Source organism: Plantactinospora sp. ZYX-F-223 (assembly GCF_039649625.1).
Taxonomy (GTDB): domain Bacteria; phylum Actinomycetota; class Actinomycetes; order Mycobacteriales; family Micromonosporaceae; genus Plantactinospora.
Window position 1 is genome coordinate 13537 of sequence record NZ_JBDJAV010000047.1, and the last position, 23490, is coordinate 37026.

Annotated in this window: 19 protein-coding genes and 1 pseudogene; 7 read left to right on the top strand and 13 right to left on the bottom strand. The window is 73.0% G+C overall.

Annotated features, from left to right (window positions below):
• Positions 1 to 335 precede the first annotated feature (335 nt).
• The 3 genes from AAH979_RS34310 (at position 336) to AAH979_RS34320 (ending at position 2579) form a co-directional block, all read left to right on the top strand.
• Positions 336 to 1040 carry a hypothetical protein gene (locus AAH979_RS34310; RefSeq protein ID WP_346262286.1) on the top strand — a complete coding sequence of 235 codons (705 nt, stop codon included), beginning with the start codon at positions 336 to 338 and terminating at the stop codon, positions 1038 to 1040.
• A 235-nt stretch (positions 1041 to 1275) separates the two neighbouring features.
• Positions 1276 to 1881 (top strand): response regulator transcription factor, encoded by a 606-nt coding sequence (locus AAH979_RS34315; RefSeq protein ID WP_346262287.1) that lies wholly within the window; start codon positions 1276 to 1278, stop codon positions 1879 to 1881.
• 98 nt (positions 1882 to 1979) lie between these two features.
• Positions 1980 to 2579, top strand: a complete 600-nt coding sequence (locus AAH979_RS34320) for a response regulator transcription factor (RefSeq protein WP_346262288.1) — start codon at positions 1980 to 1982, stop codon at positions 2577 to 2579.
• A gap of 79 nt (positions 2580 to 2658) precedes the next feature.
• Here AAH979_RS34320 and AAH979_RS34325 read toward each other — a convergent pair whose 3' ends face one another.
• From AAH979_RS34325 to soxR, 7 genes are all read right to left on the bottom strand, one after another.
• The gene (locus tag AAH979_RS34325; RefSeq protein ID WP_346262289.1) at positions 2659 to 4137 is read right to left on the bottom strand and encodes a carbamoyltransferase C-terminal domain-containing protein; all 1479 of its coding nucleotides are present in this window, start codon (positions 4135 to 4137) and stop codon (positions 2659 to 2661) included.
• Between the two features lie 30 nt (positions 4138 to 4167).
• Positions 4168 to 6096 carry an ATP-binding cassette domain-containing protein gene (locus tag AAH979_RS34330; RefSeq protein WP_346262290.1) on the bottom strand — a complete coding sequence of 643 codons (1929 nt, stop codon included), beginning with the start codon at positions 6094 to 6096 and terminating at the stop codon, positions 4168 to 4170.
• Positions 6093 to 7901 carry an ABC transporter ATP-binding protein gene (locus AAH979_RS34335; protein ID WP_346262291.1) on the bottom strand — a complete coding sequence of 603 codons (1809 nt, stop codon included), beginning with the start codon at positions 7899 to 7901 and terminating at the stop codon, positions 6093 to 6095. Before AAH979_RS34335 ends, AAH979_RS34330 begins: the two co-directional genes overlap by 4 nt.
• Positions 7902 to 7978: 77 nt before the next feature.
• Positions 7979 to 8107 carry a SapB/AmfS family lanthipeptide gene (locus AAH979_RS34340; protein ID WP_101366223.1) on the bottom strand — a complete coding sequence of 43 codons (129 nt, stop codon included), beginning with the start codon at positions 8105 to 8107 and terminating at the stop codon, positions 7979 to 7981.
• A 16-nt stretch (positions 8108 to 8123) separates the two neighbouring features.
• Complete coding sequence (lanKC, locus tag AAH979_RS34345; protein ID WP_346262292.1) at positions 8124 to 10934, bottom strand: class III lanthionine synthetase LanKC; 2811 nt, start codon at positions 10932 to 10934, stop codon at positions 8124 to 8126.
• A 444-nt stretch (positions 10935 to 11378) separates the two neighbouring features.
• Positions 11379 to 11585 (bottom strand): hypothetical protein, encoded by a 207-nt coding sequence (locus tag AAH979_RS34350; protein ID WP_318394000.1) that lies wholly within the window; start codon positions 11583 to 11585, stop codon positions 11379 to 11381.
• Positions 11586 to 11837: 252 nt separating this feature from the next.
• The gene (gene soxR / locus AAH979_RS34355; RefSeq protein ID WP_346262335.1) at positions 11838 to 12278 is read right to left on the bottom strand and encodes a redox-sensitive transcriptional activator SoxR; all 441 of its coding nucleotides are present in this window, start codon (positions 12276 to 12278) and stop codon (positions 11838 to 11840) included.
• A gap of 124 nt (positions 12279 to 12402) precedes the next feature.
• Here soxR and AAH979_RS34360 point away from each other — a divergent pair.
• From AAH979_RS34360 to AAH979_RS34375, 4 genes and pseudogenes are all read left to right on the top strand, one after another.
• Positions 12403 to 13248: pseudogene (locus tag AAH979_RS34360) on the top strand (NmrA family NAD(P)-binding protein); the annotation flags it as partial.
• A 291-nt stretch (positions 13249 to 13539) separates the two neighbouring features.
• Positions 13540 to 13899, top strand: coding sequence for a nitroreductase/quinone reductase family protein (locus AAH979_RS34365; RefSeq protein ID WP_346262293.1), 360 nt, complete (start codon positions 13540 to 13542; stop codon positions 13897 to 13899).
• A 194-nt stretch (positions 13900 to 14093) separates the two neighbouring features.
• A complete protein-coding gene (locus tag AAH979_RS34370) occupies positions 14094 to 14678 on the top strand; it encodes a DUF664 domain-containing protein (protein ID WP_346262294.1) in 585 nt (194 codons plus the stop codon).
• Positions 14679 to 14882: 204 nt separating this feature from the next.
• On the top strand, positions 14883 to 16073 hold the full coding sequence (locus tag AAH979_RS34375; protein WP_346262295.1) for a glycosyltransferase: 1191 nt from the start codon (positions 14883 to 14885) through the stop codon (positions 16071 to 16073).
• Between the two features lie 144 nt (positions 16074 to 16217).
• Here the strand turns inward: AAH979_RS34375 and AAH979_RS34380 are convergent, their stop codons facing one another.
• From AAH979_RS34380 to AAH979_RS34405, 6 genes are all read right to left on the bottom strand, one after another.
• A complete protein-coding gene (locus tag AAH979_RS34380; protein ID WP_346262296.1) occupies positions 16218 to 17480 on the bottom strand; it encodes a nucleotide sugar dehydrogenase in 1263 nt (420 codons plus the stop codon).
• Positions 17481 to 17651: 171 nt separating this feature from the next.
• The gene (locus tag AAH979_RS34385; RefSeq protein ID WP_346262297.1) at positions 17652 to 19067 is read right to left on the bottom strand and encodes a protein kinase; all 1416 of its coding nucleotides are present in this window, start codon (positions 19065 to 19067) and stop codon (positions 17652 to 17654) included.
• A 125-nt stretch (positions 19068 to 19192) separates the two neighbouring features.
• Positions 19193 to 20284 carry an ABC transporter ATP-binding protein gene (locus tag AAH979_RS34390; RefSeq protein ID WP_346262298.1) on the bottom strand — a complete coding sequence of 364 codons (1092 nt, stop codon included), beginning with the start codon at positions 20282 to 20284 and terminating at the stop codon, positions 19193 to 19195.
• 12 nt (positions 20285 to 20296) lie between these two features.
• A complete protein-coding gene (locus AAH979_RS34395; protein WP_346262299.1) occupies positions 20297 to 21118 on the bottom strand; it encodes a carbohydrate ABC transporter permease in 822 nt (273 codons plus the stop codon).
• The gene (locus AAH979_RS34400) at positions 21115 to 22038 is read right to left on the bottom strand and encodes a sugar ABC transporter permease (RefSeq protein WP_346262300.1); all 924 of its coding nucleotides are present in this window, start codon (positions 22036 to 22038) and stop codon (positions 21115 to 21117) included. Before AAH979_RS34400 ends, AAH979_RS34395 begins: the two co-directional genes overlap by 4 nt.
• Entirely contained in the window at positions 22035 to 23387 is a 1353-nt protein-coding gene (locus AAH979_RS34405) for an ABC transporter substrate-binding protein (RefSeq protein ID WP_346262301.1), read from the bottom strand. Before AAH979_RS34405 ends, AAH979_RS34400 begins: the two co-directional genes overlap by 4 nt.
• Positions 23388 to 23490 lie beyond the last annotated feature (103 nt).

Here is a 23490-nt window from a genome sequence, read left to right on the forward strand (position 1 = left end):
AGTTCGCCCGTCCGGAGCGTGTCCGTCCGGAGCGTGTCCGTCCGGAATCCGCTGCGGCGGCACCCGTCCGTCACCCCTCCGGGGCGGGACGCGGTGGCCCCGCCTCTCGGTGGCAGCCGGAGCAGCCGGCCGCCGGCTCGGCGCGCGGTGGTTCCGCGTCCCGTCCGGAGCGTGGCGGGTCGGGCCCCGGCGCCCGGCGCTCGGCCCCGGCGTCCCGACCCGACGGTGCGAGCACCGCGATCCAGCCAGGCCGGGTCATGTCGCAGACCCCTCGCCCGGCCGAGGACAGTAATGCTCCACTTGGGACGGCGGTTGTGCCTCAGATCCCGGCCAGGGTGCCCGTGCTGACCGGTGCGCTCCCGGACCTGACGGCCGGGGTGCCCGTGCTGGCCGGCGCGTTTCCGGAGCTGGCGGCCGGGGTAACCGTGCTGACCGGTGCGCGCCCCGACCTGCTGGCCGGGGTGCCGCTCGTGCGAGGGGCGCTGCCGGACGTGCTGGGAGTCGTCCCGGAAGTGGTCGTACGGTTGCCGGAGCTGGCGGGGACGGTACCGGAAATCGTCGGTAGCGTGCCGGAGGTCGTCGGTGAGGTTCCGCGCGGAGGCTACTCCGGCGGACCGTCGCCCCTGTTGCTGGTGCACCAACCGGTCGAGCCGTCCACCGGGTCCGCCGTGGCGCCACCGGCGCTCCCGCCGGCCCTGGTCGCGGCGGTCGCGGTTCCCGCCGAACCGCCCAGGTTGTCCGCGCCACCGCGGCATTCGCTCGATCCGGGTGCCGGCGGCGCGGCGGGCGCGAGCCGTCCCTCGGCCTCGCGTGCCGTCGCCCGGAGCACCAACTCCGAGCTTCCGTCCACTCCACGCTCACCCGTCGGCACCGATACCGGTACCCAGCAGGCCGGGCCTACCCCGTCCAGCGGTGGACAGACCGCCGCACTGCCGGCCGCGGCCGGCTCGCCGTCGCCCACGCGAACTCCGTCGCTGTTCCCGTACGGCGACGCCAGCCCCACCGGCCGGTCGCCGGGCGTACCAGCCTTGCCTGGCTGATCCGCTCCGGCGGCCGTACTCCCGGTCGCTCTCCATCTCCGCCGTGGCCGTTCCCGTTCCGGGAGCTGCCGGTGGAGCCTCCGTCGGTGCACCGGGCATCGCGGTACCCGTCGAGGTGGCGGGCCCGACCGACGGCGCCGTACTCAATCGTGCTCGTGATCGGCTCCGGTCGGGTGGGACCCGCTCGGACGTCGAGTTGTCGCTGAGTTTCGTGTACCGAGATCGGAGTGACCTCGTGATCCGGATTGTGATCGTGGAGGAGATGGGTTTGCTGCGGGGGGCGTTGCGGGCGGTGTTGTCGAGTGAGGAGGACCTGGACGTGGTGGCGGATCTTCACGAGCCCGCTGAGCTGGTGACGGTCGCCTGTCGGCGGCGACCGGACGTGGTCGTGGTCGACATGGAACTGCCGGGTGTCGACATGCTCGACGTGGTGGCGCAGCTCGGTGTGCAGGCGCCGGGCAGCGCGGTGCTGGCGTTGAGTACCCAGTTGACCCCGGAGGCGCTGCAACGGGCGATCCGGGCCGGTGCCCGGGGTTTTGTCGACAAGAACCTGCCACCTGCGGAGCTGGCCCGACTGGTCCGGGCGGTGGCGTTCGGCGAGCGGGTGTTCGACCCGGTCGCCGCCGTCGCCGCGCTGAACCCGCCGGAGAGCCCGCTGACGAACCGGGAACTGGAGGTGCTGCGGGTGGTCGCCGAGGGTCTGCCGCTGAAGGAGATCGCCCGCCGGCTCTTTCTCGCACACGGCACGGTGCGCAACCACCTCTCGGTGATCCTGCGCAAGACCGGGACCCGCAACCGGCTGGAGGCGGTCCGGCAGGCCCAGCGGGCGGGTTGGATCTGACCTCGTCGGTTCCGGTCGCTCCAACGGGCGTACTCGGCGTGCTCGTGTTTGAATGTTCACGCGGGGTGATCTAGCGGTGACAAGTAGCAGGGGGGAACGTGATCCGAACGCTGCTCGCGCTGAACGGCGCTCTCATCCGTGGCGCCCTGGCCTTCGTGCTGACCACTCAGGACGACATCGAGGTCGTCGCGGAGGTCGACCGAGCCGAGGACGTCGGCACGGCGCTGCGGATGCAGCGTCCCGACGTGGCCATCGCGGACGTCAAGCTCTTCGAGGCGGGGGCGCTCTCCAACCGGGTCGCGCCGTCCGAACCGCCTCCGGTACTGGTACTGGTGGACCCGCGCCGGCCGAGGGTGCTCGGGGACGCGTTGCGTGCCCAGTGCCAGCGTCTCGGGTTCCTCGGCAGTGACGTCACGCCGGAGCGGGTGGTCGAGGCGGTCCGCCGGCTCGCCCGCGGGGGTTCCGTCGTGGACGCGGATCTGGTGGTCGCGGCGCTCAGCCGGGACAACCCGCTCACCGAACGGGAGGTGGAGGTGCTGGAGATCGCCGCCGAAGGGTGGCCGGTGGTGGAGATCGCCAGCAAGCTGTCGCTGTCCGCCGGCACCGTGCGGAACCATCTGTCACGGATCGCCGGCAAGACCGGCGCGCGTACCCGGATCGAGGCGATCCGGATCGCCCGGGAGAAGGGCTGGATCTGAACCGGTCGACCGGGTCGACGGCCGGAGACCGGTGGCGGGCGGGACGATCGACGCCCCGCCCGCCGTCGCGTTCCACGGCTCACAGCACGGGCACGCCCGTCCGGCTGCTGAACCGCCGGGCGTCCGTCAGGTCGTTGACCAGCGGTTCACCCTTCAGGTTCAGGCTGGTGTTGAGCAGGATCGGGCAGCCGGTCCGCCGTTCGTACTCGCCGAGCAGGTCGTACAGGCCCGGGTGCTGGTCCCGGGTCACGGTCTGCACCCGGGACGTCCCGTCCACGTGCACGATCCCGGGAAACGCCCGGGGATCCCGACACCGGGCGGTGAACTGCATGTACGGCGACGCGCTGACCGGCATGTCGAAGTACCGCTCGGCGACCTCCTGCCGGACCACCGGGGCGAACGGGCGAAACGGCTCCCGCCCCTTCACCCGGTTGACCCGGTCCCGGCTGTCCGGACCGCGCGGATCGGCCAGCAGCGAGCGGTTGCCCAGCGCCCGGGGACCGAACTCGGCCCGACCCCGGGCCACCCCCACCACCGTCCCGGCGGCCAGCGCCTCGGCCAGGGCTGCGACCGGGTAGTCACCCCCGATCAGGGTGCCCAGGTACGGCCCGGTCCAGTTGAGCTGGTGGCCGAGGACCGCCGCCGCCGCGCCGAGGCTCGACCCGGCGTCCCCGGGGTTCGGCAGCAGGGTCACCCGGTCGAAGCCGCTGCGCCGGGCGAGCAGTTCGTTGGCGACGCAGTTGAGCCCCAGCCCACCCATCACGGTCAGCGTCGCCGCGTCGACCCGGGTACGCAGCCAGCGCGCCGCCCCGAGCAGGACCTCCTCGGTCACCGCCTGGATGCTCGCCGCCAGGTCCGCCGGATCGGCCCGGGGCTGCCAGTCGCCGATGCCCCGGTGCACGTTGCGGCGCAGCCGGAAGGTGGGCGGGGTGAGTTCGATCAGGTCCGCCTTGAGCTGTGCCACGTACCGGGGTCGACCGAGCGCGGCCAGCCCCATCACGATGAACTCCTCCTCGTTCGGCTTGAATCCGCAGCGCCGGGTGAAGGCGCTGTAGAGCAGCCCGAGGCTGTGTGGATATCGGCAACGGGCGAGGACCCGGTAGACGCCGTCGGAGAACTCGCCGAGGGTCAGCGTCTCGAACTCGCCGATCGCGTCGGCGGTGAGTACGGCCGTATGCCGCTCGCCGCTGGTGAAGTGCCCGGCGGCGGCGTGCGAGTGGTGGTGCCCCACGTACCGGACCGGCACGCCGCGCAGCTCCGGCAGGTCGAGTCGGGCCAGGTAGCGGCGGGGCAGGTCGTCGACGGCCACGGCGTGCCGGAACTGCCCGGCCCGTACGTGCCGCAGCTTCTTCCACAGCGGATGCTCGTACCAGGCGACCAGGTCCGGACGGCCCCAGGAGAGTGCCTCGGCGAGCAGCCCGGGGGTGAGGTCAGGATCGTTCTTCCGGCGTGAGTAGCGTTCGGCGTGGCCGGCGAAAAGGATCTCGTCACCCCGTACGACACATGCCGACGCGTCGTGCGACAGCGCGCTGAGGCCGAGGACGTGCATGGCTGCCATCGAGATAACTCTATCGACTGGGCGCCTCGGCTAGCTATTGGCCGCCTCGGCCACAACGGGATCGCCCTGCCAGTGCCCGACCAGTTCCCGGTAGGTCGCCGAGCGGGCCAGCAGTTCGTCGTGCCGGCCGCACAGCGGACGACCGCCGTCGAGGATCAGCACCTGCCGGGCCCGCAGCGCCGAACTGATCCGGTGGGCGACCACCACCAGCGCACCGGGGCGGGTGCCGAAGGCGTCTTCGACCGTCGCCTCGGCGACCGGGTCCAGGTGGCAGGTTGCCTCGTCCAGGATCGCCAGCGGCGCGGGGGAGAGGTATGCGCGTACCGCCGCCACGAGTTGCCGTTCGCCGGCGGAGAGCGCCGTGGGGTCCACCGTCGCGGTCAGCCCGCCGAGGCGGCGTACCAGCGGCAGCAGGCCCAGCCGGTGCACCGCCGCGTCGACCTGGCTGTGCCGCGCGTCGGGCCGGAGGTAGCGCAGGTTGTCCAGCAGGGTGCCGGTGAAGACGTACGCCTCCTGCGGGATCAGTACCCGGTGTCGGGCCAGCGTCGCCGGCCCGACAGCACCGACCGGTGTCCCGCCGAGCAGCACCGTCCCGGCCTGCGGCCGGAGCAGCCCGGCGAGCAGCCCGGCCAAAGTGGACTTGCCGGCCCCGCTCGGCCCCACCACCGCCAGGTAGGCCCCCTCGGCGAGGGTGAGGTCGAAGCCGTCGACGACCGGACGGGCCCGTGGGCCGTAGCGGAAGGTCACACCGCGCAGCTCCGCCCAGGCCGGCCCGGTCCCGGCGTCCGGCGGCCCGGTTCCGGCGTCCGGCGGCCCGGTTCCGGCGTCCGGCGGCCCGGTTCCGGCGTCCGGCGGCCCGGTTCCGGCGTCCGGCGGCCCGGTTCCGGCGTCCGGCGGGAAGGGTGCTCGGCCCTCTGCGGGGCGGGCGGCTGCGGCCCCCGTGCGAGCCGGCTCGGCTTCGACGCCTCCGGCGGTGGTGGCGCTGGTCGGGGGTGCGGTGGCGCTGGTCGGGGGCGTTGTGGCGTCGAGGATCCGGTCCAGCGTCACCGCGAACCGGAGTCCGCCGCCGGCCACGCCCTGCACCAGCGCGTGCAGCGCCGGCTGGAGACCGGTCGCGACGTACACCAGGGCGCCGAGCACCGCACCGGCGGTGAGCCCGCGCCGGACCAGCCACGGAGCGGCCAGCAGCAGTACCGCCAGCGGCAGCCAGCCGCCGACCGCGAGGCTGAGGCTGCGCAGCGCGGCCATCCGGGCCAGCGCGTGCTCGGCCCCGGCCTGCCGGTCCACCTGCCGGCCCACCCGGTCGGCGACGATCTCCTGCGCGCCGCAGGCCACCACGTCCCGGTGCCCGGCGAAGGCGGCGCCGGCCGCCGCACCGAGCCGCTCGTCGGCACGGACGTAGTCGCGCTGCCGGGTGACCATCGCCGGCAGCGCGGCGGCGAACAGCACCAGCCCGGCGACCAGCGGTACCGCGACCACCCCGGCCACCACCGGGGTCAGCGAGAAGAGCCCGAGCAGGGCCGCCCCGGCGGTGAACAGGAAGCCCCGGACCACCATCACCAGCCCGGCGAAGGTGTCCCGGACGATCTCCACCTGGTGGGTCAGCCGGGCCACCGCCGCGGTCTCCGGTCGGGCTCCGGCCACGGTCGACCGGTGCAGCGCGCCGGTGACGACCCGTTCCGCCAGCTCGTCGCGGAACGGCTCGACGACGTCGCCGAGGCAGGCGTACGCCCGGTTGGTGCCGACCGCGCCGATCGCGACCGCGACGGCCAGTACGCCGAGCCAGCCCAGTCCGGTACCCGGCCGACCGGCCAGGAACCCGTCGTCCACCGCCCGCGCGGTCAGATAGCCGGCGAGCAGGGCCGGCAGCGCCTCGGCGGCCGACCAGCCGGCGAGCCGGCCGAGCGGGCCGGCCCGGCGGCGCAGCGCGGCGGCGGTGAACCGGACGACGCTGCTCATCGAACCGCCTCGACCGGTGACTCCGCCGGCTCGGCGGGCTCCGTCCCGGACAGCGCCGACGCGGTGAACACAGCCCGGTAGGCCGGATCCCGCCACAGCTCCCGGTGCGGGCCGACGCCGCGCAGCCGACCGCCGTCCAGCCAGGCGACCAGGTCGGCAGCGGCGGCGGTGGCCACCCGGTGGGTCACGACCAGTCGGGTACGCCGGTCCGGGTGCGCGGCGACCGCCGCCGCGATCCGGTACTCGGTCGCGGTGTCCAGGCTGGACGTCGCGTCGTCGAGGATCAGCAGCCGCTGGGCGTGTAGGGACCGGGCCAGGCCGAGCCGCTGTGCCTCGCCGCCGGACATCGGGGTCGCGTCGAGCCGGCTGTGGTAGCCGTCCGGCAGCCGCTCGACGAACTCGTCGATCGCGGCGGCCCGGGCCACCGCGACGAGCTGCCCGGCGGCGGGTCGCCCGTCGACGGTCGGCTGTCCGGTCCCGGGCTGCCCGCCGGAGCCGACGGCGGAGCCGAGCGTGACCGCCTCCGCGATCGTGGCGCCGATCAGCACCGGCCGTTCAAAGCCGTAGCCGACCGCGTGTCGCAGGGCGGATCGGGTCAGCCGACGCAGCGGTATCCCGTCCAGCAGCACCTCGCCGGCGTCGGGATCCCGGAGCCGGCCGGCGACGGCGGCCAGGGTCGACTTGCCGGCTCCGGACGGGCCGACGACGGCGATCGTGGCGCCGGGCGGTACCCGTAGGTCGATTCCGTCCAGCACCGGCCGGCCGTCGTCGCCGTACACGGTCACGCCGGAGAGGACCAGCCGGCCGGCGCCGGCGGGCAGCGCCGCCGTCCCGTACGACCGGGGCGGTTCGGCCAGTACGACGGCGACCCGCTGCGCACCGGCCCGGGTCCGGACCAGCCGGTTGAGCGTGGCGACGATGCTGCCCAGGCCGGCGCCGAGCGCGGCGTACTGCACCGCGGCGAAGAGCTGGCCGGGGGTGAGTCGCCCGTCAGCCACCGACCAGCCGCCGACCGCGACGATCGCCAGTTGCAGCAGCGGGGCCACCGCAGCGGTCCGGCCGGAGGCCCGGGCCAGCGTGGTCCAGGTGCGGGTACCGTGCGCGCGCAGTTGCGGCAGCGGGGCGAGTACCCGGTCGATCTCGGCCCGGACGGTGCCGGCGGCGGCGATGGTACGGGCGCCGTGCAGCGCCTCGGTGAGCCGCCCGGCGATCCGACCCTGTACCCCGAGATATCCGGCGGCGGCGGCCGAGGCGTCGGTGACGAAGGCCCGCAGGCCGAAGGCGAGCAGCAGCAGCCCGGCACCGAACGTGACGGCGAGGCGCCAGTCGAGCAGCAGCAGTGCGACGACGCTGCCCAGCGGGGGCAGCGCGGCGGTCACGCCGAGTACCACGGTGCTGCCCGCCTGCCCGGAGTCGGCTGCCTGGCCGACCAGCCGGCCGACCAGGTCGCCCACCGGATAGCGGGCGGCGCGGCGCGAATCGAGGGCGAGCAGGTGCCCCAGCAGCCGGTGCCGGAGCCGTGCGGTGGTGCGGGCGGTGCCGGCTCCGCCGGCCAGGTTGCTCAGCGTGTCGGTGGCGACGATCAGCACGACCAGGCCGCAGGCGGCCAGCGGCCACCGCCGGTCCGCCTCGCCGAGCGCGGCGTCCACCGCCAGTCCGAGGGCGGCCGGCAACAGCAGTTCGGCCGCCGCGCCGAGCAGCGCGGCGGCTCCGAGGGTGACGGTCCAGCCGCCGCCGTACGCGATCGCCTGCCGGAGAAGCCGGTTCCCGTCGGCCCGGAACAGCCGGTTCCCGTCGGCGGCCACGCGTACCACCCTCCCGTCGACACGGGGTTGCCCTGGGTGGGGACGTCTGCCCACCCAGGGCCCCGATGCTGACCTGATCAGTTGCAGGTCGTCACGGACAGCGAGCTGTCGCCGCACAGCAGCAGGCTCGCGCGGCTACCGCCGCCACCGCCGCCCCCACCGGTGCGGTCGGCCAGCTCCATCCCCTGAAGGTCCAGAAGCGCCATGTGTGTTCACCTCCTCCTAGATGTCGGTCCGATATGCCCCTCGCGGCAGCGAGGGGAGTCTGGTCGCGCCGGTCAGCGGCGCGAGGAAGGGCAGCGTCACCGGCTCGTCGTGCCGGGCCATCCCGGTGGCGAGCAGTACGCCCGCGCTCCCGGTGGCCAGGTCCATCGACAGCCGCAGCAGTTGCTCGCCGGGAAAGGCGAGGAAGTCCCGGTACGGCAGCGCGTGCCAGGCCAGCCGGCCCACCTGGCGGTCCAGTTCGGCCCGGTCGTCGGCCCGGTCCGGCCCCGCACCGCTCGGGTGCTCCCCGGCCGGGCGGCTCCGGTCGGCCGCCCGCGCGGCCAGGTAGGCGATGATGCCGGCCCGGCCGGCGAAGAGTCCGGACTGCGCATAGAACGGGGCTCGGGCGGCCCGCCGGACGGCGTCGGCGGACTCGGCGAGTTCCGGGTCCGGCCGGTGCCGGAGGTACTGGTCGAGCACCAGTCCGATGCCGACGCTGCCGTGCGCCAGGTACGGCATGGTCCGCCAGCCCTCGTTGACCTCCAGCGCCCCGTCCGGGCGTACCACGCACCGGCGCAGGTCGTGCCGGAGCGCGTCGCCGGCCCGGTCCAGCAGTTCGGTGTCGCCGCTGCACTCGTAGAGCCGGAGGAACATCAGGGCCGGGCCGGTACGTCCCCGGGTCAGTCCCGCGTACGGGTGCTGCCCGCCGCTGATCTGCGCCCCGGCGCCGGTGCTGCCGGCGGTGTCGCCTCCGGCCGGCGCACCGGCGCCGTCGGTCGACCGGTCGGCGACCAGTTCGGCGGCGCGCCAGGCAGCCTGCCGTAACGTCGGTTCGCCGGTCCGGCCGGCCATCTCGGCGAGGTTGAGCGCTATGCCGGAGAGCCCACTCACCAGGTCCTCGCCGAGTTCTTCCCAGGGCTCTCCGAGGCAGATGTCGAGTACGTCGAGCGCGTCCTGCCGCCGGCCGAGGTGCTCCAGGGCGTACGCCACCCCGTGCAGCCCGTCGTAGAAGCCGCAGCGGGTGCCGGAGGCCGGGTGCAGTGCCCGCTTCACCAGCCAGTCCTCGTACTCCGGGTACCGGCCGGCGCCGGTGGCGTGCAGCGCGTGCAGGACGCCGGCCGCGCCGTAGGAAAGGCTGAGTCCGCCGGTACGGAACTGGTCGATGTCGCCGGGGAAGAGCCGGTCGTCGCGGTCCGGCGTCGCGCTGGCGAGGATGGCGCCGGCGATTCGGTCACGCAGCCTCGGCCAGGCCGACGGGCCGGCGGCGAAGTCGTCGGTCCCGGGCACCGGGTGGCCCGTGTCGGCCCGCGCCGAGCCCTCGGCCCGACCGGCCGGCACCTCGTCGGCCCGCGTAGTTGCCTCGTCGGCCCGCGTAGCTGCCTCGTCGGAACGGCCGCCGGGTTCGCCGGGGCGGGCGGCGCCGCCGGTGATCTCGGCGACGGCCGCGTCCAGGAAGTCGCGGGGCACCGGGAAGTGCGCGGCGACCACGTCGGCGAGGTGCGCGGCCTTGGTCGGGGCCAGCCGGACCATCTGGGTCAGCGGCAGGAACAGGGCGAGCCGGAGGCAGGCCAGGGCGTAGCGGTCCACGGCAAGGCCGGTCCGGTCGCGCGGGGCGGCGAATGCCTGGTTGCGCAGCGCGGGTCGGCTCGCCTCGGTGACCGGGGCGGCGACCTCGAAGTCGATCAGGGTGACCTGGTCGTCCGGCCCGACCATGATGTTGAACAGGTGCAGGTCGCCGTAGACGATGCCGTGCGCCGCGATCGCCTCCACGGTCCGCTGCACCTGCGCGTGGATCCGCAGCGCCCAGTCCGTGTAGTCGGCCAGCTCGGCCGGAGTGGCGTCGGCGTCGACCAGCGGGTACCGCTCGACGACCAGCTTGTTCAGCGCCCGGCCCTCGACGAACTCCAGGGCGAGGAAGTGGTGGTCGCCGAGGACGAACTCGTCGTGCACCCGGGCGATTCCCGGCACGTCGGCGAGCCGGCGGAGCATCTCGGCCTCGCGGTGCAGCCTCGTGATCGCGTCCGTGCCGGTGGCGTCCAGCCCGGCGTGCGGGCGGGCCTCCTTCAGCACCACCTGGGTGTCGGTGCGGGTGTCCCGGCCGACGTACAGGCCGCCGCCGTTGGAGAAGTGGATCACGCGTTCGATCCGGTACGGCAGCTCGGTGGTGGTGGTCGCGTTGCGGGCGGCGAGGTGCGGGCCGAGGAACTCGGGCAGGGTCACCCAGTCCGGTACGTGGAAGACCGGGTCGCGCCGGTCCGGTACCAGGGTGCCGGTGCCGTCCTCGACGGCGGGTACCACCTGGCCGTCGGCGCCGACGCAGTACCGGGCGGCGAAGCCGCCGTACCGGACGTAAACCGGGCCGGCGCCGTAGCGCAGGTCACTGAGGATGTACGGCCCGGCCTCGCCGTCCAGCCGCTCGGCGAGTTCCTTGCAGGCCAGTTCGAGTTCGGCCTCGTCCCGAGGGTAGATGGTGACGAACTTGCCGCTGGAGCCGCGCCGGGCGTACTTCGAGTTGCGCATCAGCAGCATCCGCGGACCGCGGAGGAACTTGAACGACATCCCCCGGGGGATGCAGTAGTCGAAGACGCTGTCCAGGATCCGATCGGCGTTGTCCAGACAGGCCGACACATGGATCTTCCAGCCCTGCTGGGGCAGTTTGCCGTCCTCGGGACCGTAGACCAGCCAGTCGTCGCTCGGCTCGCGCTGCCAGCCGGCCGGGACCGGGCGGTCGGCGGCCGTGAACCCGGCGGCGGTGGTTGCGGAGGTGGTGCTGAGGGAGTCGTAGAACAGCGGATCGACCGCGCAGTAGGCGTCGTATCTTTCGTCCATCGTCGCGGCTCCTCGGGTGGTCCCTGGGCGACCGTGCTTCATCGACGCATCCGAGTCTCCTGGTCGGATCCGAGGTGTTACTAGTGTGTTAAGTCATCCCCAGAGGTGCGTCGTGCACGGGTACCTATGACAAATGTCAGGGCTCGCACGTGAATGAGAATCATCTATATAGCTAAATCCGGATATACGAATCTCCGCTGGTTGGAGCCGTCTACTCCGATACGTCCGCCCGGACGTCCCCCCCCGTCGGCCGGCCGGCAACCGGCCCGACGGCACCGCGCCGGGCCGACCCAGTAGGTCGGCCCGGCGCGATGCTGTCGGTGGGGTGGACGGGTGGTCTTCGGCTGCCGCTGCGGGCCGGGGAGATCGGCACCGTGCCGCGGGAACTCGCCGCCGGGACGGGCCCGGACGAGGGATCCGGCTGGCCGTCCCGACCGGCCGAGGTCACTGCGAGGGCTCGGGCACGTCACACTCGATCTCGGGGTTCAAGCCGACATAGTTGAGCGGTCCGGCGACCACCGTCACGGCGGTGGTGCCCACCTCGGCGCAGTTGTCGTTGCTCCGGTCGAAGTATCCGCGCTGTCCGGCCGCGATCGCGCCGATGATCAGCCATAGCAGTACGATGACGCCGCCTATCGATCCGTAGCGCATGAGAGCCTCCTCGGGGGTGGAATGCGGATCGACCCGGCGCGGTGACCGAGGGCCGAACTCCTGCCGGCCCCGGCCCGCCGGGAGTGTTGCCGACCTGATACCCATCGCCCGATCAGGCGCAAACGCCGCCACTCACGCAGTGGCGGCCAGGCCCGGCGAAGCGTCGCGGTGCCGCCGGTTCGCGTCGTGCCGCCGGAGGTACGCCTCGGGCGGAGCGCGGTCGGTCCGGCGGGCGGCGGCAGCGACAACCAGTCACCGCAACCGGCGCGGCCCCGAGCCCTGTTCGCCGAGTACGTCCTGCGGGTTGACCAGCCCGCACTGCTCGAAGGAGAGGCAGCCGCAGCCGACGCACTCGGTGAACAGGTCGCGCATCCGCTCCAGCCGGGCTATCCGCCCGTTCAGTTCGGCGCTCCAGCACTCCGACGCGCGGAGCCAGAACTCCCGGGTCGGCGCGACGTCCGCGGGTAGAAAGCCGAGCACCTCGCCGATCACCGACAGCGGGATGCCGACGCTCTGCGACGCCCGGATGAACGCGACCTTACGCAAAGTGCTGCGGTGGTAACGCCGCTGGTTTCCCGAGGTGCGACGGCTGCCGATCAGCCCCTGCCGCTCGTAGAACCGCAGCGCCGACGCCGGTACGCCGCTGCGCTCGGCGAGCTCGCCGATCGTCAACTCCGCCGCCTGCCAGGAAATTGTCGTCACCCGACCGAGGCTAGTTGACTTGAACCTTTGTTCAAGTCCGAGCCTGGGTCGGCGGTCCCGCACCGGGACCCGGCCGGCCCGCATCTGGTCGGCCCGTCGGCACGAGGGGACTGAAATGGGCGACAAGCGAACAATCCTGGTCATCGGCGCTACCGGAAACGTGGGGCGGCATGTGGTCACCGGACTGCTGGCGGCCGGTGCCGGCGTCCGGGCGCTGGTCCGGGATCCGGACCGTGCCGACCTGCCCGAGGGTGCCACCCTGGTCCGGGGTGACCTCGCGGACCCGGGCGCCCTGGCCGGCGCCGCCGCCGGGGTCGACGGGGTGTTCCTGCTCTGGCCGTTCCTCACCGCCGAGCTGGCTCCGGCGGTGGTGGACGCCGTCGCCGCACCCGGCCTGCACGTGGTCTACCTCTCCGCGATGAACGTCCGGGACGACCAGGACCCGGCCCGCAACGGATTCTGGGGCGAGGTCGAGCGGCTGATCGAGGCGTCCGGAGCGACCTGGACCTTCCTGCGCGCCGGCGGCTTCGCCACCAACACGCTGGAGTGGGCGGACCAGATCCGCGCCACCGGAACGGTCCGCTGGGTCTACGGCGGAGCCGCCCGGTCGCTGATCCACGAGCGTGACATTGCGGCGGTGGCGGTACGGGCGCTGACCGAGCAGGGGCACGCCGGCCAGAAGTACGTGCTCACCGGGCCGGAGCCGGTGACCCAGGCCGAGCAGGCGCGGCTGCTCGGCGAGGCGGTCGGCCGGCCGGTGCGCTGGGTCGAGATCCCGGTCGAGCAGGTACGCCAGGACCTCCTCGAGGTCTGGGGCGACGCCGGTTACCTCGACGGGGCGCTGGCGTACTGGGCGGGACTGGTCACCGAACCGGAGCCGGTGACCCGGACCGTGCAGGAGGTGACCGGGGTCCCGGCACGGACCTTCCGGGAGTGGGCGACCGACCATGCGGACGACTTCAGGCCGCTCTCGGTGCGCGGCATCGCGCAGCGGTACGTCTCGCTGGTCCAGAGGGGACGGTTCGACCTGGTCGCCGCGCTGCTCGCACCGGACATGGCCAGGGTCGCGCCGATCGAGACCGGGGGAGAACCGGTCGAGGTACGCGGCGCGCCGGCCATCATGGCGAGCAGTCGGCGGCTCACCGCCGACCTCGACATCCACGGGGTGGAGGTCGACGGGGAGGTGCACTGCTTCGACCAGCCGAAGTCGGTCGCGTGAGGGGCCGGGCGGGTACCGGCCGGCGCACGACGGATGTGCCGGCGCACGACGTGGACGATCGGCTTTCCGACGCTGCTGATCGCCACCCGGGGCCGGCGGACCGGCGCCCTGCGCAGGACCGCGCTGATCTACGGACGGGACGGCGACCGGTACGTCGTGGTGGCCTCGAACGGCGCCGCCGCGCGCGATCCGAGTTGGTTTCTCAACCTGCTGGCAGACCCGGTGGTGCGGGTACAGGTGCGGGCCGACCGGTTCGTAGCCCGGGCCCGGGTCGCCGACCCCGTCGAGCGACCCCGGCTCTGGGAGTTGATGGCGGGGATCTTCCCGATGTACCGGACATACGCCGGACAGGCACCCCGGCAGATCCCCGTGGTGCTGCTGGAACGCCGTTGAGCCGCCGGCCCGGTCCGGGCTGGACCGCCGGCCGGGACGTACACCGGTCCTGGACTATCCGGCCGCCGCCCGGACGAGTCGTCCCCGCAGCACCACCGCGCTGGGGCGGTCCAGTCGGTCGAGGTCGCGGCGGGGGTTTGACCGGCGGCCGGTGTGCGGGTCGGCCGTCGGCGCCGACGGTTACGGTAGCGCCCATGACCGACAGCGACTGTCCCTGGGAACCGCCCCTGGTCGGCACCGAGGTCGCGCACCTCCTCGGTGCGCTCGACCGGTTGCGCACCACCTTCCGGTGGAAGGCCGACAACCTGGACGCGGCCGGGCTGGGCACCCGGCTCGGCGTCTCCGCGTTGACCCTCGGCGGCCTGCTCAAGCATCTTGCCCTGGTCGAGGACCATGTCTTCACCACCAGGCTGACCGGGGAGCCGATCGGCGCACCGTGGGACACCATCGAGGCCGCGGGCGGGGGCGACTGGGTCTTCACCTCCGCCGCCGACGACACGCCCGAACAGCTCTACGGATACTGGGACGGCGCCGTCGAGCGGTCCCGGGCGCGGCTCGGGGCGGCCCTGGCCACCGACGGGCTCGACCAGCTCGTGCACCTGTCCTGGCCGGACGGTCGGCGTGCCAGCCTGCGTCGGCTCGTCTTCGATCTGGTCGAGGAGTACGGCCGGCACACCGGGCACGCCGACCTGCTCCGGGAGGCGGTGGACGGACTCGTCGGCGAGGACCCTCCGGCGGGCTGGCGGCCGAAATCCGGCACGTTCCGGGTGGGTGACTGATCAGCGTCCTCCCGTTCGGTCGCCGGCCCTCGTCCGGGCGCCGCCGGTAGGGGCGATCAGCAAGGCCGTCGGCCATTGTCGACCCTCCTAATTTGCCCGATCATCGGTCTGCCCCTGCAAATCAGCGTATAACGGGACCAAAGGTTGATTTCGGCGCGACCGATCACCGGATCGGCCGTGCCGCGAGGCGTGAAAGGTCTGGTCATGCGACCGCTTCGGGTGCTGCGGATCATCTCCCGAATGGCTGTGGGCGAGGCCGCGCCGCAGGTCGGCGCCTTGATGCGCGGGCTCGATCCGGACCGCTTCGAGCAACGGCTCTACGCGGGCCCGGTCGAGCTGGGTACCGGCGACTACCGCCGGTTGCGGGCCTCCGACGTACCCGTCCGGGTGTTGCCCGCGCTCCGCAGTCCGGCCCGGCCGGTCGACAACCTCCGGGCGCTGGCCGCGTTGATCAGGGAGATCCGCCACTTCCAGCCCGACCTGGTGCACACCCACGACGTGCGGGCCGGCGTGCTGGGCCGGGTCGCGGCGGTCACCTGCCGGGTGCCGATCCGGGTGCACACCTTCCACACCCATCCAGTGCCCGGGTCGTCGCGCATCGCCGGCCAGGTGGCCGCGGGTGCCGAGTGGATGCTGGCCCGGACCAGCCACGCCCTGGTTGCGGTCGGCGCCCGGCTCCGCGACGAACTCCTGGCCGCCTCGATCGGCCGTCCTGACCAGTACACCGTGATGCCACCGGGGGCGAGCCTGTCGCCGCTGCCCGGGCAGGACCACGCGCGGCGTACCCTCGGACTGCCCGAGACCGGGCCGGTGGTGGCGTACATCGGTCCGCTCAGTACGGCCAAACGGCCGGACCGGTTCCTCACGGTGGCCCGGGCGGTCCGGCGTACCCGGGCCGATGTCCGGTTCGTGGTCTGCGGCGAGGGTGCCGAGTTGGCCGAGACGGTCAGGGCGGCCGCCGCCGACCGGATCGAGGTGACCTTCCTGCCCTGGCGGTCCGATCTGGAGACGGTCTACGCGGCCGCCGACCTGGTGGTGCAGACCTCGGATCACGAGGGGACGCCGCTGACGCTGATCGAGGCCGGCCACGCCGGTCGGGCGGTGGTGGCCACCGACGTCGGCGGCACCGCCGAGGTGATCCGGCACGGCCGGACCGGGCTGCTCTGCGACCGCCGGGACATCGACGGGCTGAGCCGTGCGGTGCTGCGGCTGCTGGCCGACGACGAGTCGCGGCACCGGATGGGTCGCACCGCGCTGGCCGAGACCAGGGAGGCGTTCGGCACGCCCCGGCTGGTGGCGGCCACCCGGGACCTCTACCACCGGCTCGCGATGGCCCGGGGTTGCTGGCCGACCGAGCCTGCCGAGTCCCCCGGCGCGCTGGCCCGCGCCCGCTGACCCACCGCCATCCGGCGGCCGGGTCGCCGAGCTGCCGGTGTACGAGGGACCGGACCACCGGCCTGGCCGCTCCGACGGGCCGGGTCGCCGACCTACCGCTACCCGACGGGCCGCGCCGACCTACCGGTGCGCGGACCACCCGGGCTACAGGCGTTCGACCACCGGGCCGCGGCAGCGGTCGCGGCTGTCGAAGACGTACCGGGCGGTTCTGATGATCATGTCGTAGTCGAGTACGTCGTGGTCGGTGACCACCACCACCGCGTCGGCGTCCCGGACCTCGTCCTCGGTCAACTCGACCATCGCCAGTTCGGTCGGCACCTGCCGGGGATCGGCGTACGGCTCCACCGCCCTGATCCGGGCTCCGAGCGCGTGTAGCCGGCCGGCCAGGTCGATCGCCGGAGAGTCCCGGAGGTCGCCGGTGTTCTTCTTGTACGCCAGGCCGATCATCAGCAGCCGGGCGCCCCGCAGCGGCCGACCCCGGCTACTCAGCCCGGCCATCACCCGCTGCGCCACGTACTCCGGCATGGCGTGGTTGATGTCGCTGGCCAGCTCGACGAACCGGAACTGCCGGCCGAGCCGCCGCTTCACCTGCCAGGACAGGTAGCAGGGGTCGATCGGCAGGCAGTGGCCGCCGATTCCGGGGCCGGGCCGGAAGGACATGAACCCGAACGGCTTGGTCGCCGCCGCGTCGATGGCCTGCCAGATGTCGATGCCGAGTTGGTGGCTGAAGGTGGCCAGCTCGTTGACGAGCGCTATGTTCACCTGGCGGAAGGTGTTCTCGATCAGCTTGGTGAGTTCGGCGACCCGGGTCGAGTCGACCGGTACGGTCTGCTGGACGATCCGGCGGTAGAACGAGTCGACCCGGTCCAACGCCTCCGGTCCCATTCCGGAGACCACCTTCGGGGTGTTCTCCAGTCTCCAGACCGGGTTGCCCGGGTCGATCCGCTCCGGGCTGTAGCCGAGATGGAAGTCGTCCGGGCTGCGCAGCCCGCTGCCGGATTCGAGCAGCGGCCGGAGCAGTTCCTCGGTGGTCCCGGGATAGGTCGTCGACTCCAGGATGACGGTGCAGCCGGGCCGGACGTACGGGGCGAGTGCCATGCCGGCCTGCTCCACATAGCTGAGGTCGGGTACGCCGTCCCGCAGCGGGGTCGGCACGCTGATCACGCAGACATCGAAGTCCCGGGCGTCGGCGTAGTCGCTGGTAGGCAGGTAGCGGCCGGTGGCCAGCGCCGTACCGAGCCGCTGGTCGGAGATGTCCTCGACAAAGGACTCCCCACTGCCGAGCCGTTTGATCCGGTCGGTGTCGAGGTCGAGTCCGACGACGTCCAGTCCGGACTCCACAGCGGCCACCGCGAGGGGCAGACCGACGTATCCCTGACCGACGACAACCAGCTTTTCGCTGCTCATAAGGGGCTCCCACCGTACTCGGACGACGTGGTGCACACCTTAGGGTGATTTATCGTTGATCACCCTCGAAACAGGGATAAAGGGAAGTATTTCCCATCGTCGTGCTGGCAGTGCGACGATACACACACTGTTGGTAGCGGAGAGGCTACCAACAGTGTGGCGCGGTTCGGCTCAGCCGTCACCCGGCTCGACCGGCCCGCCGCTGCCCGGCGGGTCCTCAGGGCCGGTCGGCGGGTTGCTCGCCGGCGGATTGGTCGGCGGCGGCTCGGTCGGGACGTCGCTCGGCTCGCTGTCCGGGGTCGGGCTCGGCGTCGGCGAGGCGGTGGGACGCGGCCGGGGACTGTCCCGAGGTCGGGGGGAGTTCGCATCCTGCCCGCTCGGCAGCGTCGGCGACGGCTGTTCCGGAGTGTGGGCCTCGACCGTCGCGGTGCTGCTGGGCGTCGGGGACGGCGGTGCGTTCGTCGCCGGGGCGTCGTCGGACAACCGGAAGGCGATCACGGCGGTGACCACCGCCGCGCCCAGCCCGATCACGGCGGCGATCCCGGCCAGGGTGAGGACGCGGACTCCGGGTTCCCGGTCCCGGCCGTCCGGGCCGACCACCGGATTGTCGGTCAGCGTGCTCGGCCCGCTCGCCGTGCCCGCCTTGCCGCTGCCACCCGCCGCGCCCGCGCGGACGCCGAGACCGGTCACCGCGGTCGGCTCCGCCGGGGCGATGCCGCCACCGTCGACCCCGCCCACCGCGTCCGCCGCCAGCACCTCCGGGTGGTTCGCGGCGGCCCGGGCCGCCGTCGCCAGCGCCGCCGCGTCCGGGTACCGGTCGGCCGGGTCCTTGGCCAGGGCCCGCCCGATCAGTTCGGCCACCGGCCCGGGCACGTCGGCGGGGAGCGGATCCGGATCCTCGTGCAGATGCTTCACCGCGACCTGCAACGGATTCTCCCCGGTGAACGGTGGCTGCCCGGCCACGCACTGGTACGCCACCGCGCCGAGCGCGTAGATGTCGGTGGCGGCCGAGACGGGCTTGCCGGCGGCCTGCTCCGGCGCCATGTAGAGCGCCGTCCCGGGCACCGCGTTCGAGCTGGTGATGCTGGTGATGTTCACCGAGCGGGCGACCCCGAAGTCGAGCAGCCGGACGGCGCCGTCGGCCTGCACCAGCAGGTTGCTCGGCTTCACGTCGCGGTGCACGATCCCGCCCTGGTGGGCGGCGTGCAGTGCCTGGGCGACCTGGGCCACCACGCGCATCGCGTCGACCACGCTCAGCCGTCCGGTGTCCCGGATCCGGGCCGACAGTGGCTCGCCGTCGACGTACTCCATGACCAGGTAGTCGGTCCGGCCGGAGGGCAGCTCGTCCTCGCCGTAGTCGAAGACCTGCACGATGCCCGGGTGGTGCAGGGTGGCCAGCATCCGGGCCTCGGCGCGGAACCGGGCGATGAAATCGGGGTCGGACAGCAGCGAGGGGAGCAGCACCTTGACCGCGACCCGGCGCCCGAGCACCACGTCGGTACCGCGCCACACGTCGCCCATCCCGCCGGTGGCGACACGCTCGTCAAGGCGGTAACGCCCGCTCAGCAGGACTCCCGATTCCAGCACGTGCACACCGTACCCAGCCGTGTGGCCGGGTACGCAATCGCGGCGGCGACTGTGCTGCGTCGGCTGGTGGTGCCGTCGATCACCGTACCCGGAGGCCACCGCGACCGGTCCGGCACCCCGCCGGATCAGCCGGAGACGGCGATCGCGGTCGAGTCGGCGGGGTGGTAGCAGCGCACCCGGTCCGGGTCGACAGCGAGCCAGACCGGGCTGCCGGGGCCGATCCGGAACGTCGGCGGCGCCTGCACCTTGAGCTGCCGGCCGGCCAGGTCCACGGTGAGCAGGATGGCCGCCCCGGTCGGCTCGACCACCTCCACCCGGGCCGCCAGCCGGCCCGGCCCGTCGGCGTCGAAGACCTCGATGTTCTCGGCCCGGACGCCCACCGTCACCTCGTCGCCCGGATAGTCGCCCAGCACCGTGGGGGCGGCCGTGGACTGGTCGCCGATCCGCAGCCGGGGCCGGCCGTCGGCCCGGTCGACCCGGGCCGGGAGGAAGTTCATCGGCGGGGCGCCGAGGAAACCGCCGACGAACTCGTCGGCCGGGCTGTCGTAGACCGCAAGCGGCGGGCCGACCTGCGCGACCCGTCCTTCGCGCAGCACCGCGATCCGGTCACCCAGGGAGAGCGCCTCGGCCTGGTCGTGCGTGACGTAGACCGTGGTGGTGCCGAGCTTGCCGACGATCCGCTTCAGCTCGGTGCGGAACTCCATCCGGAGCAGTGCGTCCAGGTTGGACAGTGGCTCGTCCATCAGCAGCACGTCGGCGTCGGTCACGATCGCCCGAGCCACCGCGACCCGCTGCCGCTGCCCGCCGGAGAGCTGCGCCGGATAGCGGTCCAGGTATTCGGTCAGGTGCAGCAGTTCGGCCGCCTCGCCCACCCGGCGGTCGATCTCCGCCTTCGGCGTCTTCCGCATGGCCAGCCCGAACGCGATGTTCTGGCGTACCCGCATGTGCGGCCAGATGGCGTACGACTGGAAGACCATCGACAGGCCGCGCTGCCGGGCCGGCAGGTCGGTCACGTCCCGGCCGCCGATGTGTACGCTGCCGGCGTCCGGGGTCTCCAGCCCGGCGATCATCCGCAGCAGGGTGGTCTTGCCACAGCCGCTCGGCCCGACGAGCACCAGGAACTCGCCGTCGCGTACCTCCAGACTGATGTCGTCGGTGGCGGGGGAGCGGGTCCCCGGATAGGTCTTCACCAGGTTCCGCAACACGATCTCGGCCAACGCTCGTCCCTTTCAGCGGATCGTGGTTCCCCACATGTTCAACAGGTAGCGGCGCATGAACGCGATGAAGACCAGGGCGGGTACGACCAGCGCGAAGCCCCCGGCGAACCGGAACGCCAGCGGCGAGTCGGCCAGCGTGGAGAGCACCTGGGCCGGCAGGGTACGCCGGTTGAGGGTGAGCACGGCCGCGCCGAGCACCTCGTTCCAGGAGGTGACGAAGGTGAAGATCGCGGCGGCGGCGATCCCGGGCAGCGCCTGCGGCAGTACCACCCGGGCGAACGCCCGCGGCGCGCTGGCCCCGAAGACCATCGCCGCCTCCTCGTGCTCGACCGGTACCGCCACGAAGATCGCCGACGTGATCAGGACGGTGGTCGGCAGCGCCAGCGCGGTGTGCAGCAGCGCGACCGCGTACGTGGTGTCGTAGAGCCCGGTGGCCAGGAAGACCCGGGCCAGCGGCACCGAGAGCACCACGATCGGCAGCGCCCGGGTGAGCAGCAGGAAGAGCTGGTACGGCTCCCGGCCCCGGAAGGCGTACCGGGCCACGGCGTAGCCGGCCGGCACCCCGAGGGCCAGCGAGAGGGCGAGACTGAGCAGGCCCACCTCGACGGAGTTCTGGAACCCGCCGACCACCCCGGTGCTGTCCAGGAAGACCCGCATCGTCTCGGTCGAGACGTCGGTGGGGAGCAGGGAGAGCGGGAACCGGTTCAGCGACTCCCGGCTGGAGAGCGCGGCCAGCGCGATCAGGTAGATCGGCAGCCCCATGAAGAGGGTGACCGCCACGCAGGCGACGTGGATCACGATCGTGCGGCGCCGGGCCGCCTTCAGCCGGCTCACCGACCACCGCCGGTGGCTGCCGGGTCGCGCAGCACCCGCAGGTAGACCACCGCGGTGCCGAGGGACATCAGCAGGATCACCAGGGCGATCGCCGCCGAGACCCGCTCGTTCTGCAACGTCACGTACCACTGGTAGGTCTCGCCGACCAGCAGCGGGAAACTCCGGCCGGTGAGTGCCTGGGCGACCGCGAAGGTCTGCAACCCGAGGATGGTCCGCAGGATCAGCGCCACCTGGAGGCTCGGGCGCAACTGCGGCAGGATGACGTGGCGCAGCCGCTGCCAGTAGGTCGCGCCGAAGACCGCCGCCGCCTCGTCGTAGTCGCGCGGGATGTTCTGCAGTCCGGCCACCACGATCACCAGCACCAGTGAGGTGGCCCGCCACAGCTCGGCCAGCAGCACCGCGACGAACATGGTGGTCTGGTTGTCGTAGGAGAGCCAGGCGTAGCCGTCGCCGAGCCCGAGGTGGGCCAGGACCGAGTTGAGGTAGCCCCGGTCGGCGAAGATCGACAGCCAGACCAGCCCGGCGGCCAGGTCGCTGATCGCCAGCGGTACGCACCAGACGTAGAAGTAGAACGACGACAGCCTCGGCCGCTCCCGCAGCAGCAGTGCCATGGTCAGCGCGAACGCGAACTGCAACGGGATCAGTACGACGATCAGCAGTGCGGTGTTCCGGGTCGCCGTCCAGAAGTAGGGGTCGTCCAGCATCCGGCGCAGGTGGGCCAGGGTGGGCCCGTCGGTCCCGGTGAACGCCTGCCCGACGCCGACCACGATCGGCCAGAGGAAGAGCGCGGCCAGGAAGAGCACCGATGGGGCGACCAGCAGCGCCGCCGTCGGCACCCGGGGCCGGGGTCGCCGACGGCCCGGCCGGGCCGGTGCCGCCGGGGACCGTTCGGTGGGCGCCGGATCCGGCGCGGTGGTCACTGCACCCGGCACGTCTGCCCCGCCGCGACCGGGTCCGGGCGCCAGCAGGGCACCTTCACCTCGTCCAGGATGCTGTTGAGCTGCTGGGCCTGCCGGTCGAGGACCTGCTGCACCGGCCGGCGGTCCAGGCAGATCTCCTTGAAGCAGTTCTTGAAGATCTGGGACACCTCGCCGTCCTTGCCGCCCAACCCCACCGGGGGCAGGGCCAGCACGGCGCCCTCGGCGTCCTGCTGCCGGCGCACCGCCTCGGCCTCCAGCGCCACGGCCGGCGGCAGGTCGGTCGGGAGCGCGGCCTCGATCACCGGGAAGAAGGCGTTGCGGCGCAGCACCTCCAACTGCACGTCCGGAGTGGTCAACGCCTCGATCACCTGGCGTGCCCGGTCCGGCTCCGGGGCGCCCTTCGGAATCGCCAGGCCGGCGACGACCAGCATGTAGCCGAGCCCCTTCGGACCGCGCGGCGCGGGCGCCATGATCCAGTCGTCCGGCTTGTCGGCCGGGGCGTTGACCAGCCGGGCGACGTGGTCCCAGGCGATCAGCACCTCGCCGCGCTGCAACGGCTCCTGCATGTTGTCGTAGTTGGTCGACGCCGGCGCGGTCTGTGCCCACAGCTCCACCATGTACTGCCAGGCCCGCACCGCCTCCGGGCCCCGGAACGTGGTCATCTGGCCGCCGGTGAAGCTCGGCAGCAGGTAGCCCTGGAAGAACCGGTGGTAGAGACCCTTCGGGCCGCAGGGCAGGCCGAAGACCGGCTTGTTGCCGTTGGCCCGCCGGGCGTTGCCGACCCAGGTCAGCAACTGGTCGTACGTCAGGTTCTGCACGTCGGCACCGCTGGGCAGCCACTGCAACGCCCGCTTGTTGACGGCGAGCACGTACGACGCCTGCATCCAGGGCAGGTAGGTGGTGGCGCCGCCGGCCAGCTTGCCGAGCTGGGCGAGGTCGGTCGGGAACTTCCGGTCGGCCAGCTTGCCGGCCAGGTCGTCGAGGTTCTCGAACTTGTCGGCGTGCGGGGCGAAGTCGCCGTGCAGCCCGCCGGCGAGGCTGACCTCGACCCGCCCGGCACCGACCTGCGAGGTGATGGTCGAGGAGAAGACGTTCGGCTCGACGGTGTTGTACGCGACCGCGCCGCCTTTGACCCGGTCCCGGAGGATCTGCTCGAACCGCTGCCGCTCCTCGACCGGGGTGAACTGGGTGGAGAGGAAGGTGATCGACCCTTCCTCGTCCGAGCCCGTGGTCGACGCGCCGCCGCAGGCGCTCAGTAGTGGAGCGGCCCCGGCGGCGAGGCCGAGCCCGAGTAGCCGGCGCCGGTCGAGCCGGAGGTCTGTGCGGGGCGTGCCTGCGCGTCGTGCCATCGTGCCTCCCCGTGACGGTGGTGGCCGGTCCGGTTCCGACTGCTGAGCGGGCACCGTGCCGGCTGGAGCGGAGTGCCACAAGTGCACATATTCGCAAGCTTGG

Excerpts from the sequence above, each read along its gene's own strand:
- AAH979_RS34325 (WP_346262289.1), bottom strand. The coding sequence starts at position 4,137 with ATGGCAGCCATGCACGTCCTCGGCCTCAGCGCGCTGTCGCACGACGCG.
- AAH979_RS34330 (WP_346262290.1), bottom strand. The coding sequence starts at position 6,096 with ATGAGCAGCGTCGTCCGGTTCACCGCCGCCGCGCTGCGCCGCCGGGCC.
- AAH979_RS34340 (WP_101366223.1), bottom strand. The coding sequence starts at position 8,107 with ATGGCGCTTCTGGACCTTCAGGGGATGGAGCTGGCCGACCGCACCGGT.
- lanKC (WP_346262292.1), bottom strand. The coding sequence starts at position 10,934 with ATGGACGAAAGATACGACGCCTACTGCGCGGTCGATCCGCTGTTCTAC.
- AAH979_RS34350 (WP_318394000.1), bottom strand. The coding sequence starts at position 11,585 with ATGCGCTACGGATCGATAGGCGGCGTCATCGTACTGCTATGGCTGATC.
- AAH979_RS34365 (WP_346262293.1), top strand. The coding sequence starts at position 13,540 with ATGTGCCGGCGCACGACGTGGACGATCGGCTTTCCGACGCTGCTGATC.
- AAH979_RS34370 (WP_346262294.1), top strand. The coding sequence starts at position 14,094 with ATGACCGACAGCGACTGTCCCTGGGAACCGCCCCTGGTCGGCACCGAG.
- AAH979_RS34375 (WP_346262295.1), top strand. The coding sequence starts at position 14,883 with ATGCGACCGCTTCGGGTGCTGCGGATCATCTCCCGAATGGCTGTGGGC.
- AAH979_RS34380 (WP_346262296.1), bottom strand. The coding sequence starts at position 17,480 with ATGAGCAGCGAAAAGCTGGTTGTCGTCGGTCAGGGATACGTCGGTCTG.
- AAH979_RS34405 (WP_346262301.1), bottom strand. The coding sequence starts at position 23,387 with ATGGCACGACGCGCAGGCACGCCCCGCACAGACCTCCGGCTCGACCGG.